This window comes from Nocardia sp. NPDC004711 (assembly GCF_053601595.1).
In genome coordinates, this window is record NZ_JBSGCB010000052.1 from 44,874 (window position 1) to 65,475 (window position 20,602).

Sequence of the window (20,602 nt, forward strand, 5' to 3'; positions counted from 1 at the left end):
CTGTTGGTGCGTGCCCTGAGAGTCCCGGGAGCTGGTCTAGCCCTTGGCGGCCTTGAGGAGGTTCTCGACGCTGGTGAACTTCACGCGCGGGCGGCCCGCGGACTTGCCCGCGGTCTTCTCGGCGGCGTCGATGGCCTTCCAGCCGTCCCGGCCGATCTGGTCGGGCTGGCGCTCGGAGAGGAGGGCATCCAGCGCGGCGCGACCGGCTTGCGGGGCAGCGAGCTTGCCCTGGGTGAAGTCCTCGATGAGCTGGTCGACGGTCTCCTGCGAGTCCATGCGGTTGGAGCCGATGACGCCGCGCGGGCCGCGCTTGATCCAGCCGGAGACGTACACGCCCGCAACGGGGTTGCCGGCGGCCAGGACTCGGCCCTTGTCATTGGGGATGACGCCGGCGGACTCGTCGAACGGCACGTCCGCGACGGGCTCGCCCTTGTAGCCGATGGAGCGCAGCACCAGCGACGCCTCGACGGTGCCGGTGCGGTCCGAGGCGCGGGCCACGGTGCGGCCGTTCTCCTCGACCAGCTCGTTGTGCACGTACTCGACCGCCTCGGCCTTGCCGTCGCCGGTGATGGCGGTGGGAGAGACCAGGTAGCGGAACACGATTCGCTTGTTGTCCGGGTTGCGGGAACCGGCGGCGTATTCCTGGGCGAGGGTGTACTTGAGCTGCAGCGAGGGCTCGACCTCCGGGTCGTCCAGCTCGGCCTGCGAGGCCGGGTCCAGGACCAGGTCCTCGGGGTCGACGATGATGTCGACGCCCTTCAGGTGCGTGAGCGCCAGGAACTCCGGCGAGGTGTAGGCCGCCTGCAGCGGACCGCGGCGGCCCAGCACCACGACCTCTTTGATGTTGCTGCGGCGCAGCGCATCCAGAGCGTGGTCGGCGATATCGGTCTTGGCCAGCTCGTCCGGGTCGACGGTGAGCACGCGGGCCACGTCGAGCGCCACATTGCCGTTGCCGACGATGACGGCGCGCTCGCCGGAGAGGTCGAATTCGCGGTCGGCGAAGTCCGGGTGGCCGTTGTACCAGGCCACGAACTCGGTGGCGGAGTGGCTGCCGGGCAGGTCCTCGCCGGGGATGCCGAGGTGGCGGTCGGTGGCCGCGCCGACGGCGTAGATGACGGCGTGGTGGTGGGCGAGCAGCTCCTCGTGTGAGATGTGCTTGCCGACTTCGACATTCAACCGGTACTGCAGCGCCTCGCGCCGGAAGGCCGACTCGAACAGGCCGGCCACCGACTTGGTGCCCGGGTGGTCGGGGGCGACGCCCGCGCGCACCAGGCCGTACGGCGTGGGCAGCCGGTCGAACAGCTCCACCTCGACATCGGCGCGGCGCAGCAGCTCCTCGGCGGCGTAGCAGGCGGCCGGGCCCGCGCCGACGATGGCGACCCGCAGCGTGCCCAGTTCCTTGGGCGCCCGGGACGGCGCGACCAGCGGCTCGAAGTTCGACTCCAGCGGATGCCGTTGGAAGTAGGCGGCATTGATATCGCGGAAGCGCGCCAGCGAGGCGAGCAGATCGTCCTCGGAGAAGATCGCGTCGACCGGGCAGGCGTCGACGCAGGCGCCGCAGTCGATGCAGGTGTCCGGGTCGATGTAGAGCTGCTCGGTGGTGGCGAACTCGCGTTGCTCGGGCGTGGGACGAATGCAATCGACCGGACACTCGGGTACGCAGCTGGCGTCGTTGCAACAACGCTGCGTGATCACATAGGCCATATCTCGCAGATCCTCGAAACTGTCGCGTGTAATACTCCGCTCGGGCTCGAGCAGGGTCGGTAGAACACGTTCTAATATAGGCGGCGTTCCATCGGGTGTCGGCACTGCGATGTGTCGCCACCTTCAGTGTGCCTCGAGTGTGAGCACTGTCTCGCGTCGGCACCGGCGTGCACCGCTGTGAGACCGGTCTCCCGGGCGCACTCGAGGCCCCCTACCGTAATGCCCATGGTGCGGACTCTCATCCTGATGCGGCACGGCAAATCCGGATACCCCGAGGGCGTGCAGGACCACGAGCGACCCCTGGCCCCGCGCGGGCGGCGCGAGGCGGCGCTGGCGGGCGATTGGCTGCGCGCCACCCAGCCGGAGATCGACGCCGTCCTCTGTTCCACTTCGACGCGAACGCGGGAGACCTTGACGGCCACCGGCATCACCGCGCCGGTGACGTTCGAGAGCTCGATCTACGAGGCGTCCCCGCACATCATCATCGAGATGCTGCAACTCACCGACGATGCCGTGGAAACCCTGCTGGTCATCGGCCACTCCCCCGGAATGCCCTGGACGGCATGGGAATTGGCGGCCAACCGGCATTCCGGCCCGGCCGAGGAGATGAGCGCGAAATTCCCCACCTCGGCGCTGGCGGTCATCGAGTTCGACCGCCCGTGGGCAGCCGCCGACCCGGGCACGGGTGAACTGGTGCGATTCCACGTGCCGCGGTAGGCCCGGCCACCTCGGCAGGGCCGGGCTCAGCCGAGTAGCTTGCCTTTCCACACCACAACACCACCGAAGATCAGCAGGAGCAGCAGCGCCGGCCAGAAGCCGAGCAGCCACCACACCACGCCCAGCACCGCCACCACGGGTAGCGCGGCAATGGCCGTGATCACCGGTTGTTCCTTGGCCGTCTCCAGAGCCGAGCGGGCCCTGATCCGATCCACGTCTTTTCCAGCCATGACCCCAGGGTAGGCGCGAAACGAGCCGGTCGAGCCGCACATCGAAACTTCGCGCACCCACACCCTCGACGTCGCACGCCCGTAGGCTTGCTTGGAGTGCACTCCAACCCACTAACGTCGTGGATAGTTCGGCAGGAAGGGGCGAGACCGATGAGCGCAGCACCGGTCCAACAGCGCAATCCGGCACCGCAGGACACCGTGGAGCACGAACGGCCGCGATATTCCATCGGTGAGGTCTCCGATCGGTGCGGCCTGACCCGGGACACCCTGCGCTGGTACGAGCGCATCGGCCTGATGGACTACGTGGGCCGCGATCATTCCGGCCAGCGCCGGTTCAGCGACCGGGATCTGGGCTGGCTGGCGTTCATCGGGAAGCTGCGGCGCACGGGCATGTCGGTGGCCGACATGGTCAAGTACGCGGAGCTGGTGCGGGCTGGGGAGCACACCTATCCGGAGCGGCTCGAGATGTTCCGGCGGACCCGCGCCGAAGTCCTCGCCCAGATCGAGGAACTGCAATCCACCCTGGTGGTCCTGGACTACAAGATCGAGCTCTACGGCGGCGGACAGACGTGTGATCCGCCGGTCGGGTCGAACGGCGCTGCCCGGGTCGAGTCGAACGGCGCTGCTCGCCACGGGAACTGAGCGCCGGCTCCGCCCGGATCAGCCGATCTGGATGGAGCGCTTGGCCATTCCGTACCAGAAGCCGTCGATGGCGGTGTGCTGCGTGGCCAGTTCGTCCGCGCCCGCGCCGAGGGTCACGAACAGCGGCGCGAAATGCTCGGTGCGCGGGTGGGCGCGGCGGGCGTCGGGGGCGGTGCGCTCGAAGTCCAGCAGGGCGTCGATGTCGCCGGCGGCCAGTGCCTCGTCACCCCAGTGGTCGAATTCCCGGGACCAGCCGGGCGCGAGGTCGGCCGGCATGGAGAAGTTCGCCTCACGCAGGTTGTGCGTGAAGAAGCCGCTGCCGAGGATGAGGACGCCCTCGTCGCGCAGTGGGGCGAGACGGCGGCCCAGGTCGTAGAGGCCGACCGGGTCGAGAGTCGGCAGGGACAGCTGCAGGACCGGGATGTCGGCATCGGGGTACATCTCGACGAGCGGCACGTACGCGCCGTGGTCGAGGCCGCGGGTCGGCGCCTCGTGCACCGGCTGCCCCGGACGGCCCAGCAGCGCACGGACTTTCGCGGCCAGGTCCGGAGCGCCGGGGGCGGCGTAGCGGACCCGGTAGTAGTGCTCGGGGAAGCCCCAGAAGTCGTAGAGCAGCGGCACGGTGGTGGTCGCGCCGAGGGTGACGGGCGCGTCCTCCCAGTGCGCGGAGACCACCAGAATGGCGGCGGGCCTGGGCAGTTCGGCCGACCAGGCGGCGAGCTGGCCGGGCCAGATCGGGTCGTCGGCCAGGGGCGGTGCGCCGTGGCTCAGGTAGAGCACCGGCATGCGGTCGGTCCGCTCATGAGTCACGGCCTGGGACATGGGATTTCCTCTCGCTGATTTCGAAATCGGCTCAGCCACGGAGCTCGATGGTCGGCTCAGCCACGGAGCTCGATGGTCGGCTCAGCCACGGAGCTCGATGGTCGGCTCAGCCACGGAGCTGGATGGTCGGCTCAGCCACGGAGCTGGATGGTCGGCTCAGCCACGGAGCTGGATGGTCGGCTCAGCCGACGAGCCGGATGGTGTGCCCGGTGTGCTCGGCCTTGGCGCGCAGGTAGCGCAGGTTGTCGGGGGTGGCGTGGACGCCGGTGGGGACGGTGTCGCGCACCGTCACGCCGAGCGCGGTCAGCTGGCGGACCTTGTCGGGATTGTTGGTGAGCAGGTCGAGTTCGCCGACGCCGAGGGCGGTCAGCATCTGGGCGGCTGCGGTGTAGTCGCGGGCGTCCTCGTCGAAGCCGAGTTCGGTATTGGCCTGGTAGGTGTCCAGGCCCGAGTCCTGTAGCGCGTAGGCGTCGAGTTTGTTGTAGAGGCCGATGTCGCGGCCCTCCTGGCGCAGGTAGAGCAGGATGCCGCCGGTGCCGGAGATGAGCTCGACGGCCTCGCGCAGCTGCGGTCCGCAGTCGCAGCGGGCGGAGCCGAAGACGTCGCCGGTGAGGCATTCGGAGTGCAGCCGCACCAGCGGCGTGGCCGGGCCGTCCGCTCCGAGGTCGGGTTCACCGAGGACGAGGGCCACGTGCTCGCGGCCGTCGGCGAGGCCGTCGAAGGTGACCGCCTGTGCGGTCGTCGAGTAGCCGTCGGCGAAGGTCAGCGGAATCCGCACGCGGGTGCGGACGCTTGCGCCGACGAAGGTGCTGCTCATGAGAATTCTCCTGAGGCCAGGGACCAGTTCATTGAATGGGGCACTGTTCAAATTTGAACCGCAGGGTGAGAGAGGTTATTCCAACCCGAACAACCGGCTGTAACCTGGGCAGATGAGTCCACGCTGGCTGAACGAGGAGGAACGGGCGGCCTGGCTGGCCTTCCTGAGCGCCGCCAGCCTGCTGGAACGCCGACTCGGCAGACAGCTCGAGCGGGACTCCGGACTCTCCCACCTGCAATACGAGATCCTGGTCCGCCTCGCCGCCGCCCCCGACGGCGAACTGCGCATGACCGAACTGGCCTCGACCCTGCTCAACTCCAAGAGCAAGCTCACCTACCAGGTCGACCAGCTGGAGAAGGCGGGCCTGGTGACCCGCCGCAACTGCCGCACCGATCTACGCGCGGTCTACGCCCGCCTCACCGACGCCGGACGCGAGCGCCTCGAACAGGCCGCCCCGGGCCACGTCGAGACGGTGCGCGAGTTCTTCGTCGACGCCTTCACCCCGGAGCAGTTGGCCGCTGTGGCAACGGGATTCACCGAGGTCAACCGTCGCCTCCGGGAAGAAACCGCGTAACCGTTCCGAGTCGGCTCCGGACGCCTCGGCCACACCGGGATTCGGGTCGTAGGGCGCGGCCAGGACCGCGTCCCGTTGCCGGGCCAGCAGCATCCGGCGCCGGCTCGCGGAGATCCTGGCGCAGACCGCCGCGAACATCCCGGGCGGCACGGCCGCGCAGGCGGCGCTGATCGAGCACACGGAACGTGCGCGCCGACCTGCCGCAGGTGGCGGTGCCGACGTTGGTCATCGGGCACGCCGGCGATCTGCGCTGCGATCCGGCCAACGCCCGCGAGCAGGCCGCCGGGATTCCGGGGGCCGAGTACACCGAGCTCCCGGGCGGGCATGTCGTCATGGTGGAGCAGCCCGATGCCTGGCACGCGGCCGTGCTCGGCTTCTTCGCCCGGCAGCGGGCGGCCGCGGCACGCTGAGTTCACGCCGAAGACCCCGCTGAGTTCACCCGGAAGACCCCGGTCTGAAACACCAATTTTCAGACCAGAAGGCACGGTTCACATTCTCGGCTTACGATGCAGCCACTATGCAGTCGCCTGTAACTCACGACCGGGTGTGGATCGACAAGCAGACGCCCGGGGTCTTCCGCGAACTCAACAGCGTCGCGTTCGCCGTGCGGAACGCCGCCGCGGCCGCCGATCTGGACCGCGCGGTCATGGAATTGGTGAATGTCCGCGTCTCCCAGCTCACCGGTTGCCCGTTCTGCCTGGACCTGCATTCCCGGTACGCCCGCGAAGCCGGTGTCACCCAGCAGCAATTGGATGTCCTGACCACCTGGCGCCGCAGTCCATACCTGTTCACGGAACTGCAGCAGGCCGCACTCTCGGTGGCCGAGACGGTCACTTCATTGCCGGATGAGGAGACCATGCAGCGTGAGTATGCTGCTGCGCGGCAACATTTGTCGGATGACCAGATGTCCGTTCTCATCTGGGCTGCGACCACTATCGGCGCGTTCAATCGCGTGTCGATTATGAGCAGACATCCGGTGCGGGTGCGGAAGGAGAACTGAACAATGAGCGAACAGGCCGTGACGGCCGCAGTCGTTCGTAACGACGCGCAACACCGGTACGAGGTGTGGTACGGGAATTCGCTCGCCGGGTTCAGCGAGTACCGCGAGCGCGACGACAACGACACCACCTTCATTCATACCGAGGTGGATCAGGAATTCAGCGGCAAGGGCCTGGCGAATCTGCTCGCGCAGGAGGCGATCAAGGATGTGATCGCCCGCGGCCGCGTCATCGTGGCACGCTGCCCGTTCATCAAGGGCTGGTTGGACAAGCACCCGGAATACGACGAATACGTAGTGGGCAAGGGCATCAAGAGGTGAGCAGGGAGAAGCGGGCATGAGTGATCTGGAGCCACGGCCGGAAGAGGCGCTGTGCGAATCGTCCGGGCGGCCCGGGCCACGCGCCGAGTTCTTCCCGGCCCGCGAGGTGCCGCTGGGCGGCGTGCGCGGGGTGACCGTCTTCCGGTCGCTGCCGCAGCGGGACCTGCCGACAGTCGGCGCATGGTGCTTCCTGGACCATTTCGACGGCGGCTCGCCCGCCAACCCGGAGGGGCACGACATCGACCCGCATCCGCATATCGGATTGCAAACGGTCACGTGGCCGCTGGACGGGCGGATCCGCCACCGCGACAGTGTGGGCTCGGATGTGGAGATCGCACCCGGGCAGCTGAACCTCATGACCTCCGGACGCGGCATCGCGCACTCGGAATATCGAGTGCCGGGCCACATCTCGGGTCACGGGCTCCAGCTCTGGGTGGCGCTGCCCGACGAATCCCGGGATATCGCACCGCATTTCGAGCAGTATCGGGACCTGCCCGAGTTCACGCTGCCGGGGCTGCACGGCGTCGTCCTGATGGGCTCGCTCGGCGGGGCCACCTCGCCGGCGCGGGCCTACACCCCGATCGTCGGCGCCGATCTGCGGCTCGAGGCGGGAGCGGCGGTGACGCTGCCGCTGAATCCGGACTTCGAGCACGCGGTGCTGGTGATCGCGGGCGGGCTCCGCGTCGACGACACCGACGTCGCGCCCGGCAGCCTGTTCTACCTGGGCAGCGACCGCGAGTCCCTCCGGCTGCACGACTCCACGGGCGGCGCGCATCTGCTGCTGCTCGGCGGTGAACCGTTCGGCGAGGATCTGGTCATGTGGTGGAACTTCGTGGCCCGCAGCCACGAGGAGATCGAACAGGCCCGCAACGACTGGGAGAAGCACGATGTCGGCCGCTTCGCCGATATCGCCGGGCACACGCCGGACCAGCGGATCCCGGCGCCGCCGCTGCCGGGGCTGCATCTGAAGCCGCGCAAGCGCCGCTGCGGCGTGCCGCACGAGTGACAAGGTCGGCCCCGAACCGCACTGGTTCGGGGCCGATTTCGTTGCGGCCGGCAGTCAGCGGCTGGTCATCGACTGAGTTCCGATGACCCGCAACAGATCCAGCTTCTGCTGGGTGTCGGTGCCGGGCGCGGGGTAGTAGATCAGCACGTGCCGGGTGGCGCTGGGGGTGAGCAGCGGTTCGCAGATCAGCTCCAGCACACCGACTTCCGGGTGCACCATGCGCTTGATGTGGCCGGTTCCGGTACCCACCTCGTGCTCGTTCCACAGCCGCTCGAACTCCGGGCTGGCGGCCCGCAACCGGGCCACCAGCTCGGTCACGTCGGCGTCGCCGGCGCGACGGGCGGAGACCGCGCGCAGATCGGCGACATGCTTGTGACTCATGGCTTCCCAGTCCTCCGGCGGGAAGATGGCGCGGGAGCCCGGTTCGGTGAACCAGCGCCACGGAATGCATCGTTCCAGCCCGCGCCGCTGCGAGTAGTCCCCGGACAGCAGGGTGTGCATGCGGTTCTGCACCAGCACCTCACCCAGGTCCGAGATGACCACGGCCGGGGTGTCGTCCAGCTTCGAGAGCAGGTGCAGCAGGCCCGGTCCCACGTGGCTGTCGCCGCCGCGCGCTGGGGCCTGGTGGCCGGACAGGTGGTAGACGTGGTCGCGCTCGCTGTCGGTCAGCCGCAGCGCCCGCGCCAGCGACGCCAGCACCTGCACGGACGGGCGCGGGCCACGCGCCTGCTCCAGCCGGGTGTAGTAGTCGGTCGACATGCCGGCGAGCATGGCGACCTCGTCGCGGCGCAGGCCGGGGGTGCGGCGGCGCGCGCCCGGCGGCAACCCGACGGTGGCGGGTTGCAGCTGCTCACGGCGGCGGCGCAGGAAGTCGGCCAGCTCGGTTCGATCCACCTCACCACTGTCCCCCGTCCCAGGCCCGCTAGCCAGGTACCGGCGATCCCAGTCTGCGCCGCGCGAATCCCGCCCCGGCCGTCCACCGGCGGAACCAGGGATCGTCGATCCCTGGATGAACGCTCCTCTCCCGGACCGCGCCGCGGCGGCGCAGTGTTATCGGCATGACCACGAACCTCAGCACCGTTCAGCTCGGCAAGACCGGGCCCGCCGTCTCCCGCCTGGCCCTCGGGGCCATGGGGATGTCCGGCATGTACGGCACGGCCGACGACGCCGTCTCGATCGCCACCGTGCACGCCGCCCTCGACTCGGGCGCGAACCTCATCGACACCGGCGACTTCTACGGCATGGGCCACAACGAACTGCTCATCCGGCAGGCGCTGGCCGACCGCAAGCGCGAGGACATCCTGCTCAGCGTGAAGTACGGCGCGCTGCGCGGACCCGACAACAGCTTCGGCGGCGTCGACACCCGGCCCGCGGCCACCAAGAACTTCCTCGCCTACTCCCTGCAGCGACTGGGCACCGACTACGTCGACATCTACCGGCCCGCCCGGCTGGACCCGAACATTCCGATCGAGGAGACCATCGGCGGCCTGGCGGAGCTGGTGCAGGCCGGCTACATCCGCCACATCGGCCTGTCCGAGGTGGGCGCGGAGACGCTGCGCCGGGCGGCGGCCGTGCACCCGATCGTGGACCTGCAGATCGAATACTCCCTGGTCTCGCGCGGCATCGAGGCCGAAATCCTGCCCGTCGCACGGGAACTCGGCATCGGCATCACCGCGTACGGGGTGCTCTCCCGCGGCCTGCTGAGCGATTCGCTGCGGCCCGGGCAGCAGTTCACACCCTCCGATTTCCGGGCACACAGCCCGCGTTTCCAAGGTGAGAACCTCGACGCCAACCTGCGCCTGGTCGACGCGCTGGCGAAGATCGCGGCCGAGCACCAGGTGAGCGTGGCCCAGCTGGCCATCGCCTGGGTGCTGTCGCGGGGCACGGACATCGTGCCGCTGATCGGCGCGCGGAAGCCGGAACGCTGGGCCGAAGCCGTTGCGGCGGTGGATATTCGGCTGTCCGAGGCCGAGCTGGCCACCATCGAGGCGGCGGTGCCCGCCGACCAGGTGGCGGGCGGCCGCTACGCGCCCGCGCAGATGGCCATGCTCGACAGCGAGCGCTGAGTCACCTCGCTGGAGCCGGAATCACTTCCGGCGCGGCCGGATCACCGCGGTGAAGGCGGCGCGGGCCACGGGTTTGCCGGTGACGTCGGCGATCGTCACCGGCACCTCGAGCTCGATCTCGGTGCGGGATTCGATGTTCGCGCGGGTCTGGGCGATGGTCTCCGGCGTCAGCTCGGCGGTGGCGCTGAACGGGCCCGCCTCGCCCTTGGCGCGGGCCAGGTATTCGATGCGGCCGTCGCGGGCGACGATGAAGGTGTCGCCGAGCAGGTCCACGATGCCGGAGATGGACGCGCCCATGGCGGCCGTCTCGGCCAGGCCGAACAGCAGGGCAGCGTGGATATCGCCATTGTGGTTGAAGTGCTCGGGGCGCGCGGCCATCCGGACCACATTGCGGCCCGGGGCGTAGTGCACACCCTCGATACCGGTGAACTGGATGAAGCCGAGCTTCTGGAAGCCCGCCATCACCATCTCACCCATGGCGGCGTTCGCCTCGTCCTTGGTAGCGCTGTCCATCGCCTCTCCTACCCGGCCAGAAATTGAAACCTGTTCCAATTTCATACCGGGCCGGGCGCGGCTTTGTCCACGGCAGCTTCCAGCCACGGATATACGGCAGCTTCCCGCCGGATCAGCCCACCACCCGGCCGGCCAGCCCCAGCGCCTCCGCGGTCCGGGCCATGGTCTGGCGCGCCAGCCGCGGATCCTTGGCCAGGCTCTGCCCCAGTGTCGGCATCAGCTCGCGCAACCGCGGCTCCCAGAGCCTGGAGTAGCGCGGGAAACAGCGCTCCAGCACCTCGAGCAGGATCACCGGGGCGGTCGACGCACCCGGTGTCGCGCCCAGCACCGCTGCCATCGAACCATCCTGCGCGGCAACGACTTCCGTCCCGAACTCCAGCACCCCGCCCTGCTCCGGATCCGGCTTCACCAGCTGGGCGCGCTGACCCGCGGTGACCAGGGTCCAGTCCTCGGCGCGGGCCTCGGGGACGAATTCCCGCAGCGCGGCGAGCTTCTTCTTCCGGGTCGAGGCCAGCTGCGTCACCAGCAGCCGCATCAGCTCGGGATTCGACTTCAGCATGGCCGCGATCGGGCCCGCGTTGCCCGGCCGCACCGCCCCCGCGGCGTCGAAGAGCGAACCCCGTTTCAGGAAACGCGGATTCGCCCCCGCGTACGGACCGAACAGCAGCGCGCGATCGCCGTTGATCACCCGGGTATCCAAGTGCGGCATGGCAATCGACGGCGCACCCGAGGGCGCGCTGCCGTAGACCTTCCCGTCGTGCTCGGCCACCACGGCGGGATTGTCGCAGCGCAGGAATCGACCGCTGACCGGCAGCAGGCTGTAACCGTGCACTTCCGGAACACCGGCCCGCTGCAGGATTTTCAGCGCCCAGCCGCCCGCGCCCGCGAATACGAAGCGGGCGTCCACCTTTCGCGTGAGGCGGTCGTTGTCGGTGCGCCAGTCGACCCGCAATTGCCAGGTGCCGTCATTGTTGCGGCGCAGCCCGCGCACCTCGCAATTGCGGTGGATCTCGACATCCTGCCAGCGCAGCCAATGGAAGAGCTGGCCGGTCAGTTCGCCGAAATCCACATCGCTGCCGGTGATATCGCGAGTCGCGGCGATCGGCTCGGAGGCGTCACGGCCCCGGGTGATCAGCGGAGCCCAGTCGGCAATGACCTCGGGGTCGTCGCTGAATCGCATATTCGCGAAAAGGTGGTGCGCGGACATGGTTTCGTGGCGGCGGCGCAGGAAATCCACTTCCCGCTGCCCGCGCGCCAGCGTCAGGTGCGGAACCGGATTGATGAAGGTCTCCGGCTTGCGCAGCACCCCGGATTCCACCAGCGACGCCCACAGCTGCCGGGTGAGCTGGAACTGCTCATTGAGCTCCAGCGCCGGCTCGATATCGATACTGCCGTCGGGATTCTCGGTGGTGTAATCGAGTTCGCACAGTCCGGCATGGCCGGTGCCCGAATTGTTCCAGGCCGCCGACGCTTCGGAGCCCACCTCGGGCAATCGCTCGTACACGCCGATGGTCCAGCTGGGTTCCAGATGCTTGATCAGCATCGCGAGCGTCGCGCTCATGATGCCGCCGCCGATCAGCACGACATCGTAGGGCCGCAGCGGCAGTTGTGTTCTCATCGTCATTACCTGGAAAACCCCGATTGAACTCGGACAGCGTACGGGCACGCTAGCACCATCCACCGGCCCGCCAGGGCGGCGCAGCAACACTATCGCCCAACCCGGCCCGGCGCACCCGGAGCTACCGGCCGGTTTGCGACATTGTTCGAAAGCGCCCTATATTGGCCACAATCCAAGAGATGCTCTCCAGAAGTTGTGCCGCAGAATGAGAGCATCCGCCTCCGGAGAGGCGCGGAGTGGGCGGCAGTGCAGTTGTGCCCACTCAGCTCTCCATGGAGGTCATCCCATGCACATCGGTCTCGGACTCCCCATTTCCGATCCCCTCGCCCTGCTCGACTGGGCGCGCCGCGCCGACGCCGGCCCCTTCTCCACCCTCGGCCTGCTCGATCGGCTGGTCTACGACAATCCCGAACCGCTGGTCACCCTCGGCGTGCTCGCCGGCGCGACCAGCCGCGTCAAGCTGCAGACCGAGGTCCTCATCGCGCCCCTGCGCGATCCCGCACTGCTCGCAAAACAGGCCGCCACCCTGGATGTGCTGTCCGGCGGGCGCTTCGTGCTCGGCCTCGGCGTGGGCGGGCGCGCCGACGACCACGAGGCCTCCGGCACCGACCTGCGCACTCGCGGCCGCCGCCTCGATCAGCAGATCGGCCTCATGCGCGACCTCTGGGCGGGCAAGCCGTTCAGTTCCAGCTGCGGGCCCATCGGCCCCGCACCGAGCTCGCTCCCCGGCCCGGAACTGCTCTTCGGCGGCTTCCAGCCCGCCGCGCTGGAACGCGTCGGCCGCTGGGGCGGCGGCTTTCTCGCGGCCGCCGCGCCCTCGTGGGCGGGCGGGCTCTTCGACGCCGTCCGCCGTTCCTGGCGCGACCACGGCCGCACCGGCGCGCCCCGCATCGTGGCCCAGGTCAATGTCGCGCTCGGCTCGGACGCCGTGCTCGACGACGCCCGCGCGTCCATGGGCGCGTACTACGAATTCTCCGGCCGCGCCGACTTCATGGTCGGCGGCATGCTGACCACGCCCGGCGAAATCCGCGACGCCATCCGGCAATTCGGCGATCTCGGGGCGGATGAGGTGATGCTGTACTGCTACGGCCGCGACGCCGATCAGGTGGATCGGCTCGCCGACGTGATCGGCTGACCGTCCCCCGGGCTCAGCCGACCATCTTGCGTGCCCGGTAGGCCGCGACCGCATTGCGGTTGGTGCAGGCCGTGGAGCAGTAGCGGCGGGAACGGTTGCGGGACAGGTCCAGCACGATGCCCGCGCAGGTCTCGTCGGCGCAAATGGCCAGCCGGGACAGCTCGTCGGCACGGATCAGGTCGATCATGGCCATGGCGGTCTCGACGGCCATGCGGACATCCAGCGGAGCCTCGGGCGGCACCGCGTGGATGTGGTAGTCGAGGTCGTCGTGGCGGACCAGCCGCGGCACCGCGCGATGCTCGGCCAGGATGGCGTTCACCAGGTCGACCGCGGTGTCGCGGTCGGCGGTGAGCAGGCGGCGCAGCGGGGCGCGCTGGCCGCGGACGGCCGTCAGCTCCGCCCGGGTGCGGGCATGCACGCCGGTGTAGCCGTGTTTGACGAAAAACTCGTCCAGCTGGGCGATCTCGGTCAGGGTGTCCGGGTCCTCGGCCGAGTTCACCAGTTCCACCGCCGCCGCCATGGCCGCCACCGTGTCATCAGCGAAAATCACTTTGACAGATTACACCCGGGCCACCTAGCGTCATTTGTCATGGCGACTTTGACTCATGACAGGGCGGCGATGTCGCACCGGCTGCGTTCCGGACTGCTCTGCGCCGCGCTGTCGGCGTCCGCATTCGGGCTCTCCGGCCCGCTGGCCCGCGGGCTCATCGACGCCGGCTGGAGTCCGGCCGCCGTGGTCATCGTGCGCGTACTACTCGGCGCGCTGGTGCTGCTGCCCGTGGCCGCGCGGCAGCTGCGTGGCGAATGGAACCTGCTGCGCCGCAACGCCGCCCTGCTCGTGGGCTACGGCCTGCTGGCCGTCGCCACCGCGCAGCTGGCCTACTTCAATGCCGTCGCGCACATGGATGTCGCGGTGGCACTGCTCATCGAATACACCGCACCCATCGCGGTGGTGGTGTGGCTGTGGCTGCGGCACAGCCAGAAACCCGGGCGCGCAACCGTTCTCGGCGCGATCATCGGCGTGACCGGCTTGATCCTGGTGCTCGACCTGAACTCCGGGACGGCCACCAGCTGGGTCGGCATCACCTGGGCGCTGGGCGCGATGGTCGGCGCGGCAGCGTATTTCATCCTGTCCGCGCACGCCGGGGATCAGGTCCCCGGCACCGTGCTGGCCACCGGCGGACTGCTGGTCGGCGGGCTCGGCATTCTGGCGGCCGGGCTGATCGGCATCGTGCCGCTGCACGCCACCACGGCATCCGTAGCGTTCCAGGGCTTCACGGCGGACTGGTGGGCGCCGCTGCTCGCGCTCGGCGTGATCACCGCCGCCGTCTCGTACGTGACCGGCATCGCCGCCACCCGGCTGCTCGGCTCCCGGCTGGCGTCCTTCGCGGCGCTCGGCGAGGTACTGGCCGCCATTGCGTTCTCCTGGGCGCTGCTCGGTCAGGCGCCCGCGCCGATCCAATTGCTCGGTGGCGCATTGGTTCTCATCGGCGTGGTGGTGGTCCGGCTGGGCGAGCCCGCGGACGACCCACTCGCGAGCAGCATGCCACACTCCTGACACCGGCGCTGACCTGCCGATTACATTTATCGATTGCCCTTGTGCGCCACAGCCCTTCACATCTCGAGTTGATAACGGTAGTTTGTCGCAAATGTCGGGGAACCAGTCCGCAACTCGAGGAAAACCACGATGCCCATAACCAAATACATTGCGCCCGCCCTGCTTTGCCTGACCGCGACCACGGTCGCGGGCACCGCGACCGCCGAACCGGCGCAGGCTCCGGAGCAACCCGCCCTGCAGATCAAGGGCACCGATCACAACATCGGCTATGACGTGGCCCTCACCGCCGACCACCGCGCCGCCGTCAGCACCCTGCAGGCCGGGCACTTCCTCGCCACCTGGGACGGCGACGCCGTCATCGTGACCAACGACGACGGCGTCCTGGTCTCCACCGTCCCCCTGAAGTACGACATCGACGGCAGGACAGCCGAATTCACCCCGACGATCGACCAGGACAACCGCCGGCTGACCCTCACCCCCGTCGCGGAATCCGACACCCCGGTCCGTGAGGTCGACGCCCAGCAGCACTTCTTCGACGTCGTCCAGGCCAACCTCCCCGCGGTAGCCACCGGCGCGGCCATCGGCGCCACCATCGGCTTCATCGCGGGCTTCCCCGTCGGCCTGTTCGTCCTCGACTTCATCACCGCTCCCCTGCTCGCCGTGGTCGGCGGCGTGGTCGGCGGCGCCATCGGGCTCCAGATGTCCGGCGGCCAGCAGGCCACCGACGCGGCCCTCAGCTACGTCGACACCCTCGCCCCCGGCACCGGCAACCTCTTCCGCCCGGTCTTCGCCGCCCTCCCCGCCGCCCCCCAACCGGCGAACTGACCAGCCCCACAACACAATTCGGCCCGCGCTCCTCGTCAGAGCGCGGGCCGGCTTGCGGGTGCATGAACTACCAAGTGACCTCGGGCATCGCAGCTTCGAAACCGAAGGCAGCGCAAATGATTCGGCCCCCGCTTCGAGGTGAAGCGGGGGCCGAATCCTATTGACTGCCTACCAGGCTCAGCGGTAGTCGCTGAAGCCGTAGTCGTCCAGCGGGACCGCGGCACCGGTGGAGGTGCCGAAGCCGTCCGGGCTGTAGTAGCTGTCGTCGTAGGACGGGACAGCGTACGCGGCCTGACGGGCCTCCTCGGTGGGCTGAACCTGGATGTTGCGGTACCGGTTGATGCCGGTACCGGCCGGGATCAGCTTACCGATGATCACGTTCTCCTTCAGGCCGATCAGCTTGTCGGAGCGGCAGTTGATCGCGGCGTCCGTGAGCACGCGGGTGGTCTCCTGGAAGGAGGCCGCCGACAGCCACGAATCGGTCGCGAGCGACGCCTTGGTGATACCCATCAGCACCGGGCGACCCGAGGCGGGCTCGCCACCCTCCGCGACCACGCGGCGGTTGGCGGACTCGAACTCGGCGCGCTCCACCAGCGAACCCGGGAGGAACTCGGTCGCACCCGAATCGATGATGGTGACGCGGCGCAGCATCTGGCGGACGATCACCTCGATGTGCTTGTCGTGGATGGACACACCCTGCGAGCGGTACACCTCCTGGACCTCGTGGACCAGGTGGACCTGCACCTGACGCGGACCCATCACGCGCAGCACCTCGTGCGGATCGGCCGAGCCCTCGAGCAGCTGCTGACCGACCTCGACGTGGTCACCGTCGGCCAGGAGACGCTCGGAGCCGTCCTCGTGCTTGAACACCCGCAGACGCTGACGCTTCGACAGCTTGTCGTACAGGACCTCGTCCGACCCGTCGTCCGGGATGATCGTGATCTTGTAGAAGCGGTCGTCGTCCTCGAGCCGCACGCGACCCGACACCTCGGCGATGGGGGCCTTGCCCTTGGGCACACGAGCCTCGAAAAGCTCCTGCACTCGGGGCAGACCACCCGTGATGTCGTCACCCGCGACACCACCCTGGTGGAAGGTACGCATGGTCAGCTGGGTACCGGGCTCACCGATGGACTGGGCGGCGACGATACCGACGGCCTCACCGATGTCCACCAGCTTGCCGGTCGCCATCGAGCGGCCGTAGCAGGTGGCACACACGCCGGTGCCGGTGGTGCAGGTCAGCACGGAGCGAACCTTCACCTCGGTGATGCCGGCCTCGAGCAGCGCCTCCAGGGCGGGATCGCCCAGGTCGTGGCCCTTCTCGACGACGACATTGCCGTTCGCGTCCACCGCGTCGGTGGCCAGCGTACGAGCGTAGGTGCTGGTCTCCACGTGGGCGTCCCGGATGAGCGAGCCGTCGGCCTGCTTCTCCGCGATCGGCACCACGATGCCGCGCTCGGTGCCACAGTCGGTCTCGCGCACGATGACGTCCTGCGACACGTCCACCAGACGACGGGTCAGGTAACCCGAGTCGGCGGTACGAAGCGCGGTGTCGGCCAGACCCTTTCGCGCACCGTGGGTGTTGATGAAGTACTCCAGAACCGTCAGGCCCTCACGGAAGGAGGACTTGATCGGCCGCGGGATGAACTCACCCTTCGGGTTGGTAACCAGACCCTTCATACCGGCGAGGGTACGAGTCTGGGTGAAGTTACCGGTCGCGCCCGAGTCGACGATCGTGATGATCGGGTTGTCGGCCGGGTAGTGCGCGCGCAGCGCCTTACCAACCTCTTCGGTCGCTTCCTGCCAGATCTTGACCAGGGCGTTGTTGCGCTCCTGGTGATCGAGCGCACCACGCTGGTACTTCTTCTCGATCTGATCCGACTGCGCCTCGTAGCGCTCCATGATCTCCGCCTTCTCCGGCGGAACGAGCACGTCCGACATGGAGACGGTGACACCGGAGCGGGTGGCCCAGTAGAAGCCGGAGTCCTTCAGCTTGTCGACGGTCTGCGCCACGACGATCATCGGGTAGCGCTCGGCGAGATCGTTGATGATCGCCGCCTGACGCTTCTTCGGCATCGGCTCGTCGATGAACGCGTAGTCCGCCGGGAGCAGGTCGTTGAAGATGACGCGGCCCAGCGTGGTCTTGGTGATCCACGCGTCGCCCCGCCGCCAGCCGTCCGGGAACAGCTCGGCCTCGACGTCCTTCGGCGGACGCTGCTCGGTCAGGCGAATCTTGATCAGCGAACGCACGGTCAGCTCACCGCGATCGACGGCCATCTGCGCCTCGGCGGGCGAGGAGTAGACGCCGAACTCGGCCTCGTCCTTGGTGGCCGCGCGGTACTCGCCCTTCGCGCCCTCTTCCAGGCGAGTCAGGTAGTACAGACCGGTCACCATGTCCAGACGCGGCATGGCGAGCGGACGACCCGACGCCGGCGACAGGATGTTGTTCGAGGACAGCATCAGGATGCGGGCCTCGGCCTGCGCCTCCGCCGACAGCGGCAGGTGCACGGCCATCTGGTCACCGTCGAAGTCGGCGTTGAACGCCTCACACACCAGCGGGTGCAGCTGGATGGCCTTACCTTCGACCAGCAGGGGCTCGAAGGCCTGGATACCCAGGCGGTGCAGGGTGGGCGCACGGTTCAGCAGCACCGGGTGCTCGGAGATGACCTCTTCGAGGACATCCCACACCTGGGGACGCTGACGCTCGACCATCCGCTTGGCGGACTTGATGTTCTGCGCGTGGTTCAGGTCGACCAGACGCTTCATGACGAACGGCTTGAACAGCTCGAGCGCCATCAGCTTGGGCAGACCACACTGGTGCAGCTTCAGCTGCGGACCGACGACGATGACCGAACGGCCGGAGTAGTCGACACGCTTACCGAGCAGGTTCTGACGGAAACGACCCTGCTTGCCCTTGAGCAGATCGCTCAGCGACTTCAGCGGGCGGTTACCCGGACCGGTGACCGGACGGCCACGACGGCCGTTGTCGAACAGCGCGTCCACCGACTCCTGAAGCATGCGCTTCTCGTTGTTCACGATGATCTCGGGCGCACCCAGATCGATCAGTCGCTTCAGCCGGTTGTTGCGGTTGATGACGCGGCGGTACAGGTCGTTCAGGTCGGAGGTCGCGAAGCGGCCACCGTCCAGCTGCACCATCGGGCGCAGCTCCGGCGGGATCACCGGCACGGCGTCGAGGACCATGCCCATCGGCGAGTTGCCGTTGGTCTGGAACGCCGCCACGACCTTCAGACGCTTCAGCGCGCGCAGCTTCTTCTGGCCCTTGCCCGTGCGAATGGTCTCGCGCAGGTTCTCGGCCTCGGCGGCGATGTCGAAGGTCTCCATGAGCTTCTGGATCGCCTCGGCACCCATGGCACCGGTGAAGTACTCGCCGTAGCGGTCCTGCAGCTCGCGGTAGATCACCTCGTCGATGATCAGCTGCTTCTTGGCCAGCTTGGTGAAGGTGGTCCAGATCTCGTCGAGCCGGTCCAGCTCACGCTGGGAGCGGTCGCGCAGCTGACGCATCTCGCGCTCGCCGCCGTCCTTGACCTTGCGGCGGACGTCGGACTTGGCGCCCTCGGCCTCCAGCTCGGCCAGGTCGGCTTCCAGCTTCTGGGCGCGGGCCTCGAGGTCGGCGTCGCGCTGATCGGCGACCGACTTCTTCTCGACCTCCATCTCCGCCTCGAGCGTGGACAGCTCGTTGTGGCGCAGCTCGTCGTCGACCGAGGTGATCACGTACGCGGCGAAGTAGATGATCTTTTCCAGATCCTTCGGCGCGAGGTCGAGCAGGTAGCCCAGGCGCGACGGCACACCCTTGAAGTACCAGATGTGGGTGACCGGGGCGGCCAGCTCGATGTGGCCCATGCGCTCACGACGCACCTTGGCACGAGTCACCTCGACACCACAGCGCTCACAGATGATGCCCTTGAAGCGGACACGCTTGTACTTACCGCAGTAGCACTCCCAGTCCCGGGTGGGACCGAAGATCTTCTCGCAGAAGAGGCCGTCCTTCTCCGGCTTCAGCGTGCGGTAGTTGATGGTCTCCGGCTTCTTGACCTCGCCGAAAGACCAGTTGCGAATGTCTTCGGCGGTCGCCAGGCCGATCCGGAGTTCATCGAAGAAGTTGACGTCTAGCACGTAACTTCCTTTCCCCTGTTCGGGTTGAGAATGAGCAAAAGTTCAAATCCATTGCCCTGGAGCGCCTCTCGGCGCTCCAGGACCGTTCGCTCACTGCGCCAGGTCGTCGACCGTCGCAGCCTCGTTGCGGGACAGGTTGATACCCAGGTTCGCCGCGGCGCGCTCCAGGTCCTCGTCGTCGCCGTCGCGCATCTCGATGGCGGCGCCGTCCGAGGACAGCACCTCCACGTTCAGGCACAGCGACTGGAGCTCCTTGAGCAGAACCTTGAACGACTCCGGGATACCCGGCTCCGGAATGTTCTCGCCCTTGACGATCGCCTCGTACACCTTCACGCGGCCGACCACGTCGTCCGACTTGATGGTGAGGAGTTCCTGCAGGGTGTAGGCCGCGCCGTACGCCTGCATGGCCCAACATTCCATTTCACCGAAGCGCTGACCACCGAACTGCGCCTTACCACCCAGCGGCTGCTGCGTGATCATCGAGTACGGACCGGTCGAACGCGCGTGGATCTTGTCGTCGACCAGGTGGTGCAGCTTCAGGATGTACATGTAGCCGACCGAGACCGGATACGGGAACGGCTCGCCGGAGCGGCCGTCCAGCAGGATGGCCTTACCGTCGTCGTTGATCATCTTCTCGCCGTCGCGGTTCGGCAGCGTCGAACCGAGCAGGCCGGTCAGCTCTTCCTCACGCGCACCGTCGAACACCGGGGTGGCGATGTTCGTGTCGGCGGGCTGGCCGATCATTTCCTCGGGCAGGTTCTTCGCCCAGTCCGGGGAACCGTCGACCTGCCAACCGGTCTTGGCGATGTAACCCAGATGGGTCTCCAGCACCTGGCCGATGTTCATACGACGCGGCACACCGTGGGTGTTCAGGATGATGTCGACCGGCGTGCCGTCGGGCAGGAACGGCATGTCCTCCTGCGGGA

General features: G+C 68.2%; 21 protein-coding genes. 11 read left to right on the forward strand and 10 right to left on the reverse strand.

Annotated elements, in window-relative coordinates; translation table 11 throughout:
* Positions 1–36: 36 nt before the first annotated feature.
* On the reverse strand, positions 37–1,704 hold the full coding sequence (locus ACWEKS_RS37815; protein WP_452344537.1) for an FAD-dependent oxidoreductase: 1,668 nt from the start codon (positions 1,702–1,704) through the stop codon (positions 37–39).
* A gap of 225 nt (positions 1,705–1,929) precedes the next feature.
* Here ACWEKS_RS37815 and ACWEKS_RS37820 point away from each other — a divergent pair, with 225 nt between their 5' ends.
* Positions 1,930–2,421 (forward strand): SixA phosphatase family protein, encoded by a 492-nt coding sequence (locus ACWEKS_RS37820; RefSeq protein WP_452344538.1) that lies wholly within the window; start codon positions 1,930–1,932, stop codon positions 2,419–2,421.
* Positions 2,422–2,447: 26 nt separating this feature from the next.
* On the opposite strand, the gene ACWEKS_RS37825 is transcribed toward ACWEKS_RS37820, so the two are convergent.
* Positions 2,448–2,651, reverse strand: a complete 204-nt coding sequence (locus tag ACWEKS_RS37825; RefSeq protein WP_354836509.1) for a hypothetical protein — start codon at positions 2,649–2,651, stop codon at positions 2,448–2,450.
* Positions 2,652–2,801: 150 nt separating this feature from the next.
* On the opposite strand from ACWEKS_RS37825, the gene ACWEKS_RS37830 reads away from it, so the two are divergent.
* On the forward strand, positions 2,802–3,293 hold the full coding sequence (locus ACWEKS_RS37830; protein WP_452344539.1) for a MerR family transcriptional regulator: 492 nt from the start codon (positions 2,802–2,804) through the stop codon (positions 3,291–3,293).
* Positions 3,294–3,311: 18 nt separating this feature from the next.
* Here the strand turns inward: ACWEKS_RS37830 and ACWEKS_RS37835 are convergent, their stop codons facing one another.
* On the reverse strand, positions 3,312–4,115 hold the full coding sequence (locus ACWEKS_RS37835) for a dioxygenase family protein (RefSeq protein WP_452344540.1): 804 nt from the start codon (positions 4,113–4,115) through the stop codon (positions 3,312–3,314).
* A 181-nt stretch (positions 4,116–4,296) separates the two neighbouring features.
* On the reverse strand, positions 4,297–4,932 hold the full coding sequence (locus tag ACWEKS_RS37840) for a GTP cyclohydrolase II (protein ID WP_452344541.1): 636 nt from the start codon (positions 4,930–4,932) through the stop codon (positions 4,297–4,299).
* A gap of 112 nt (positions 4,933–5,044) precedes the next feature.
* On the opposite strand from ACWEKS_RS37840, the gene ACWEKS_RS37845 reads away from it, so the two are divergent.
* The 5 genes from ACWEKS_RS37845 to ACWEKS_RS37865 all read left to right on the forward strand — a co-directional run bounded on the left by ACWEKS_RS37845 (position 5,045) and on the right by ACWEKS_RS37865 (position 7,830).
* Positions 5,045–5,506, forward strand: coding sequence for a MarR family winged helix-turn-helix transcriptional regulator (locus ACWEKS_RS37845; protein WP_452344542.1), 462 nt, complete (start codon positions 5,045–5,047; stop codon positions 5,504–5,506).
* 185 nt (positions 5,507–5,691) lie between these two features.
* Positions 5,692–5,916 (forward strand): hypothetical protein, encoded by a 225-nt coding sequence (locus ACWEKS_RS37850; protein WP_452344543.1) that lies wholly within the window; start codon positions 5,692–5,694, stop codon positions 5,914–5,916.
* Positions 5,917–6,023: 107 nt separating this feature from the next.
* The gene (locus ACWEKS_RS37855) at positions 6,024–6,506 is read left to right on the forward strand and encodes a carboxymuconolactone decarboxylase family protein (RefSeq protein WP_452344544.1); all 483 of its coding nucleotides are present in this window, start codon (positions 6,024–6,026) and stop codon (positions 6,504–6,506) included.
* A gap of 3 nt (positions 6,507–6,509) precedes the next feature.
* On the forward strand, positions 6,510–6,824 hold the full coding sequence (locus ACWEKS_RS37860) for a GNAT family N-acetyltransferase (RefSeq protein WP_354836525.1): 315 nt from the start codon (positions 6,510–6,512) through the stop codon (positions 6,822–6,824).
* Positions 6,825–6,840: 16 nt separating this feature from the next.
* Positions 6,841–7,830 carry a pirin family protein gene (locus ACWEKS_RS37865; protein WP_452344545.1) on the forward strand — a complete coding sequence of 330 codons (990 nt, stop codon included), beginning with the start codon at positions 6,841–6,843 and terminating at the stop codon, positions 7,828–7,830.
* Between the two features lie 54 nt (positions 7,831–7,884).
* Here ACWEKS_RS37865 and ACWEKS_RS37870 read toward each other — a convergent pair whose 3' ends face one another.
* Entirely contained in the window at positions 7,885–8,724 is an 840-nt protein-coding gene (locus ACWEKS_RS37870) for a helix-turn-helix transcriptional regulator (RefSeq protein WP_379389286.1), read from the reverse strand.
* A 164-nt stretch (positions 8,725–8,888) separates the two neighbouring features.
* Here ACWEKS_RS37870 and ACWEKS_RS37875 point away from each other — a divergent pair, with 164 nt between their 5' ends.
* Positions 8,889–9,896: an aldo/keto reductase gene (locus ACWEKS_RS37875; RefSeq protein ID WP_452344546.1), complete on the forward strand. Its 1,008-nt coding sequence runs from the start codon at positions 8,889–8,891 to the stop codon at positions 9,894–9,896.
* Positions 9,897–9,917: 21 nt separating this feature from the next.
* Here the strand turns inward: ACWEKS_RS37875 and ACWEKS_RS37880 are convergent, their stop codons facing one another.
* Both ACWEKS_RS37880 and mqo read right to left on the reverse strand, forming a co-directional pair.
* On the reverse strand, positions 9,918–10,409 hold the full coding sequence (locus ACWEKS_RS37880) for a PaaI family thioesterase (RefSeq protein WP_452344547.1): 492 nt from the start codon (positions 10,407–10,409) through the stop codon (positions 9,918–9,920).
* A gap of 112 nt (positions 10,410–10,521) precedes the next feature.
* A complete protein-coding gene (mqo, locus tag ACWEKS_RS37885; RefSeq protein ID WP_452344548.1) occupies positions 10,522–12,027 on the reverse strand; it encodes a malate dehydrogenase (quinone) in 1,506 nt (501 codons plus the stop codon).
* A gap of 286 nt (positions 12,028–12,313) precedes the next feature.
* Between mqo and ACWEKS_RS37890 the strand changes: the two genes are divergently transcribed.
* Complete coding sequence (locus ACWEKS_RS37890; protein ID WP_452344549.1) at positions 12,314–13,162, forward strand: LLM class flavin-dependent oxidoreductase; 849 nt, start codon at positions 12,314–12,316, stop codon at positions 13,160–13,162.
* A gap of 13 nt (positions 13,163–13,175) precedes the next feature.
* Here ACWEKS_RS37890 and ACWEKS_RS37895 read toward each other — a convergent pair whose 3' ends face one another.
* Complete coding sequence (locus ACWEKS_RS37895; RefSeq protein WP_452344550.1) at positions 13,176–13,712, reverse strand: CGNR zinc finger domain-containing protein; 537 nt, start codon at positions 13,710–13,712, stop codon at positions 13,176–13,178.
* Positions 13,713–13,751: 39 nt separating this feature from the next.
* Between ACWEKS_RS37895 and ACWEKS_RS37900 the strand changes: the two genes are divergently transcribed.
* Positions 13,752–14,720 carry an EamA family transporter gene (locus ACWEKS_RS37900; RefSeq protein WP_452344551.1) on the forward strand — a complete coding sequence of 323 codons (969 nt, stop codon included), beginning with the start codon at positions 13,752–13,754 and terminating at the stop codon, positions 14,718–14,720.
* Positions 14,721–14,849: 129 nt separating this feature from the next.
* Positions 14,850–15,545: a hypothetical protein gene (locus ACWEKS_RS37905; protein ID WP_452344552.1), complete on the forward strand. Its 696-nt coding sequence runs from the start codon at positions 14,850–14,852 to the stop codon at positions 15,543–15,545.
* A 177-nt stretch (positions 15,546–15,722) separates the two neighbouring features.
* On the opposite strand, the gene ACWEKS_RS37910 is transcribed toward ACWEKS_RS37905, so the two are convergent.
* Positions 15,723–19,676, reverse strand: coding sequence for a DNA-directed RNA polymerase subunit beta' (locus ACWEKS_RS37910; RefSeq protein WP_452344553.1), 3,954 nt, complete (start codon positions 19,674–19,676; stop codon positions 15,723–15,725).
* Between the two features lie 90 nt (positions 19,677–19,766).
* Positions 19,767–20,602: DNA-directed RNA polymerase subunit beta (locus ACWEKS_RS37915; protein WP_452344554.1), on the reverse strand; the 836-nt coding region annotated here is incomplete at its 5' end.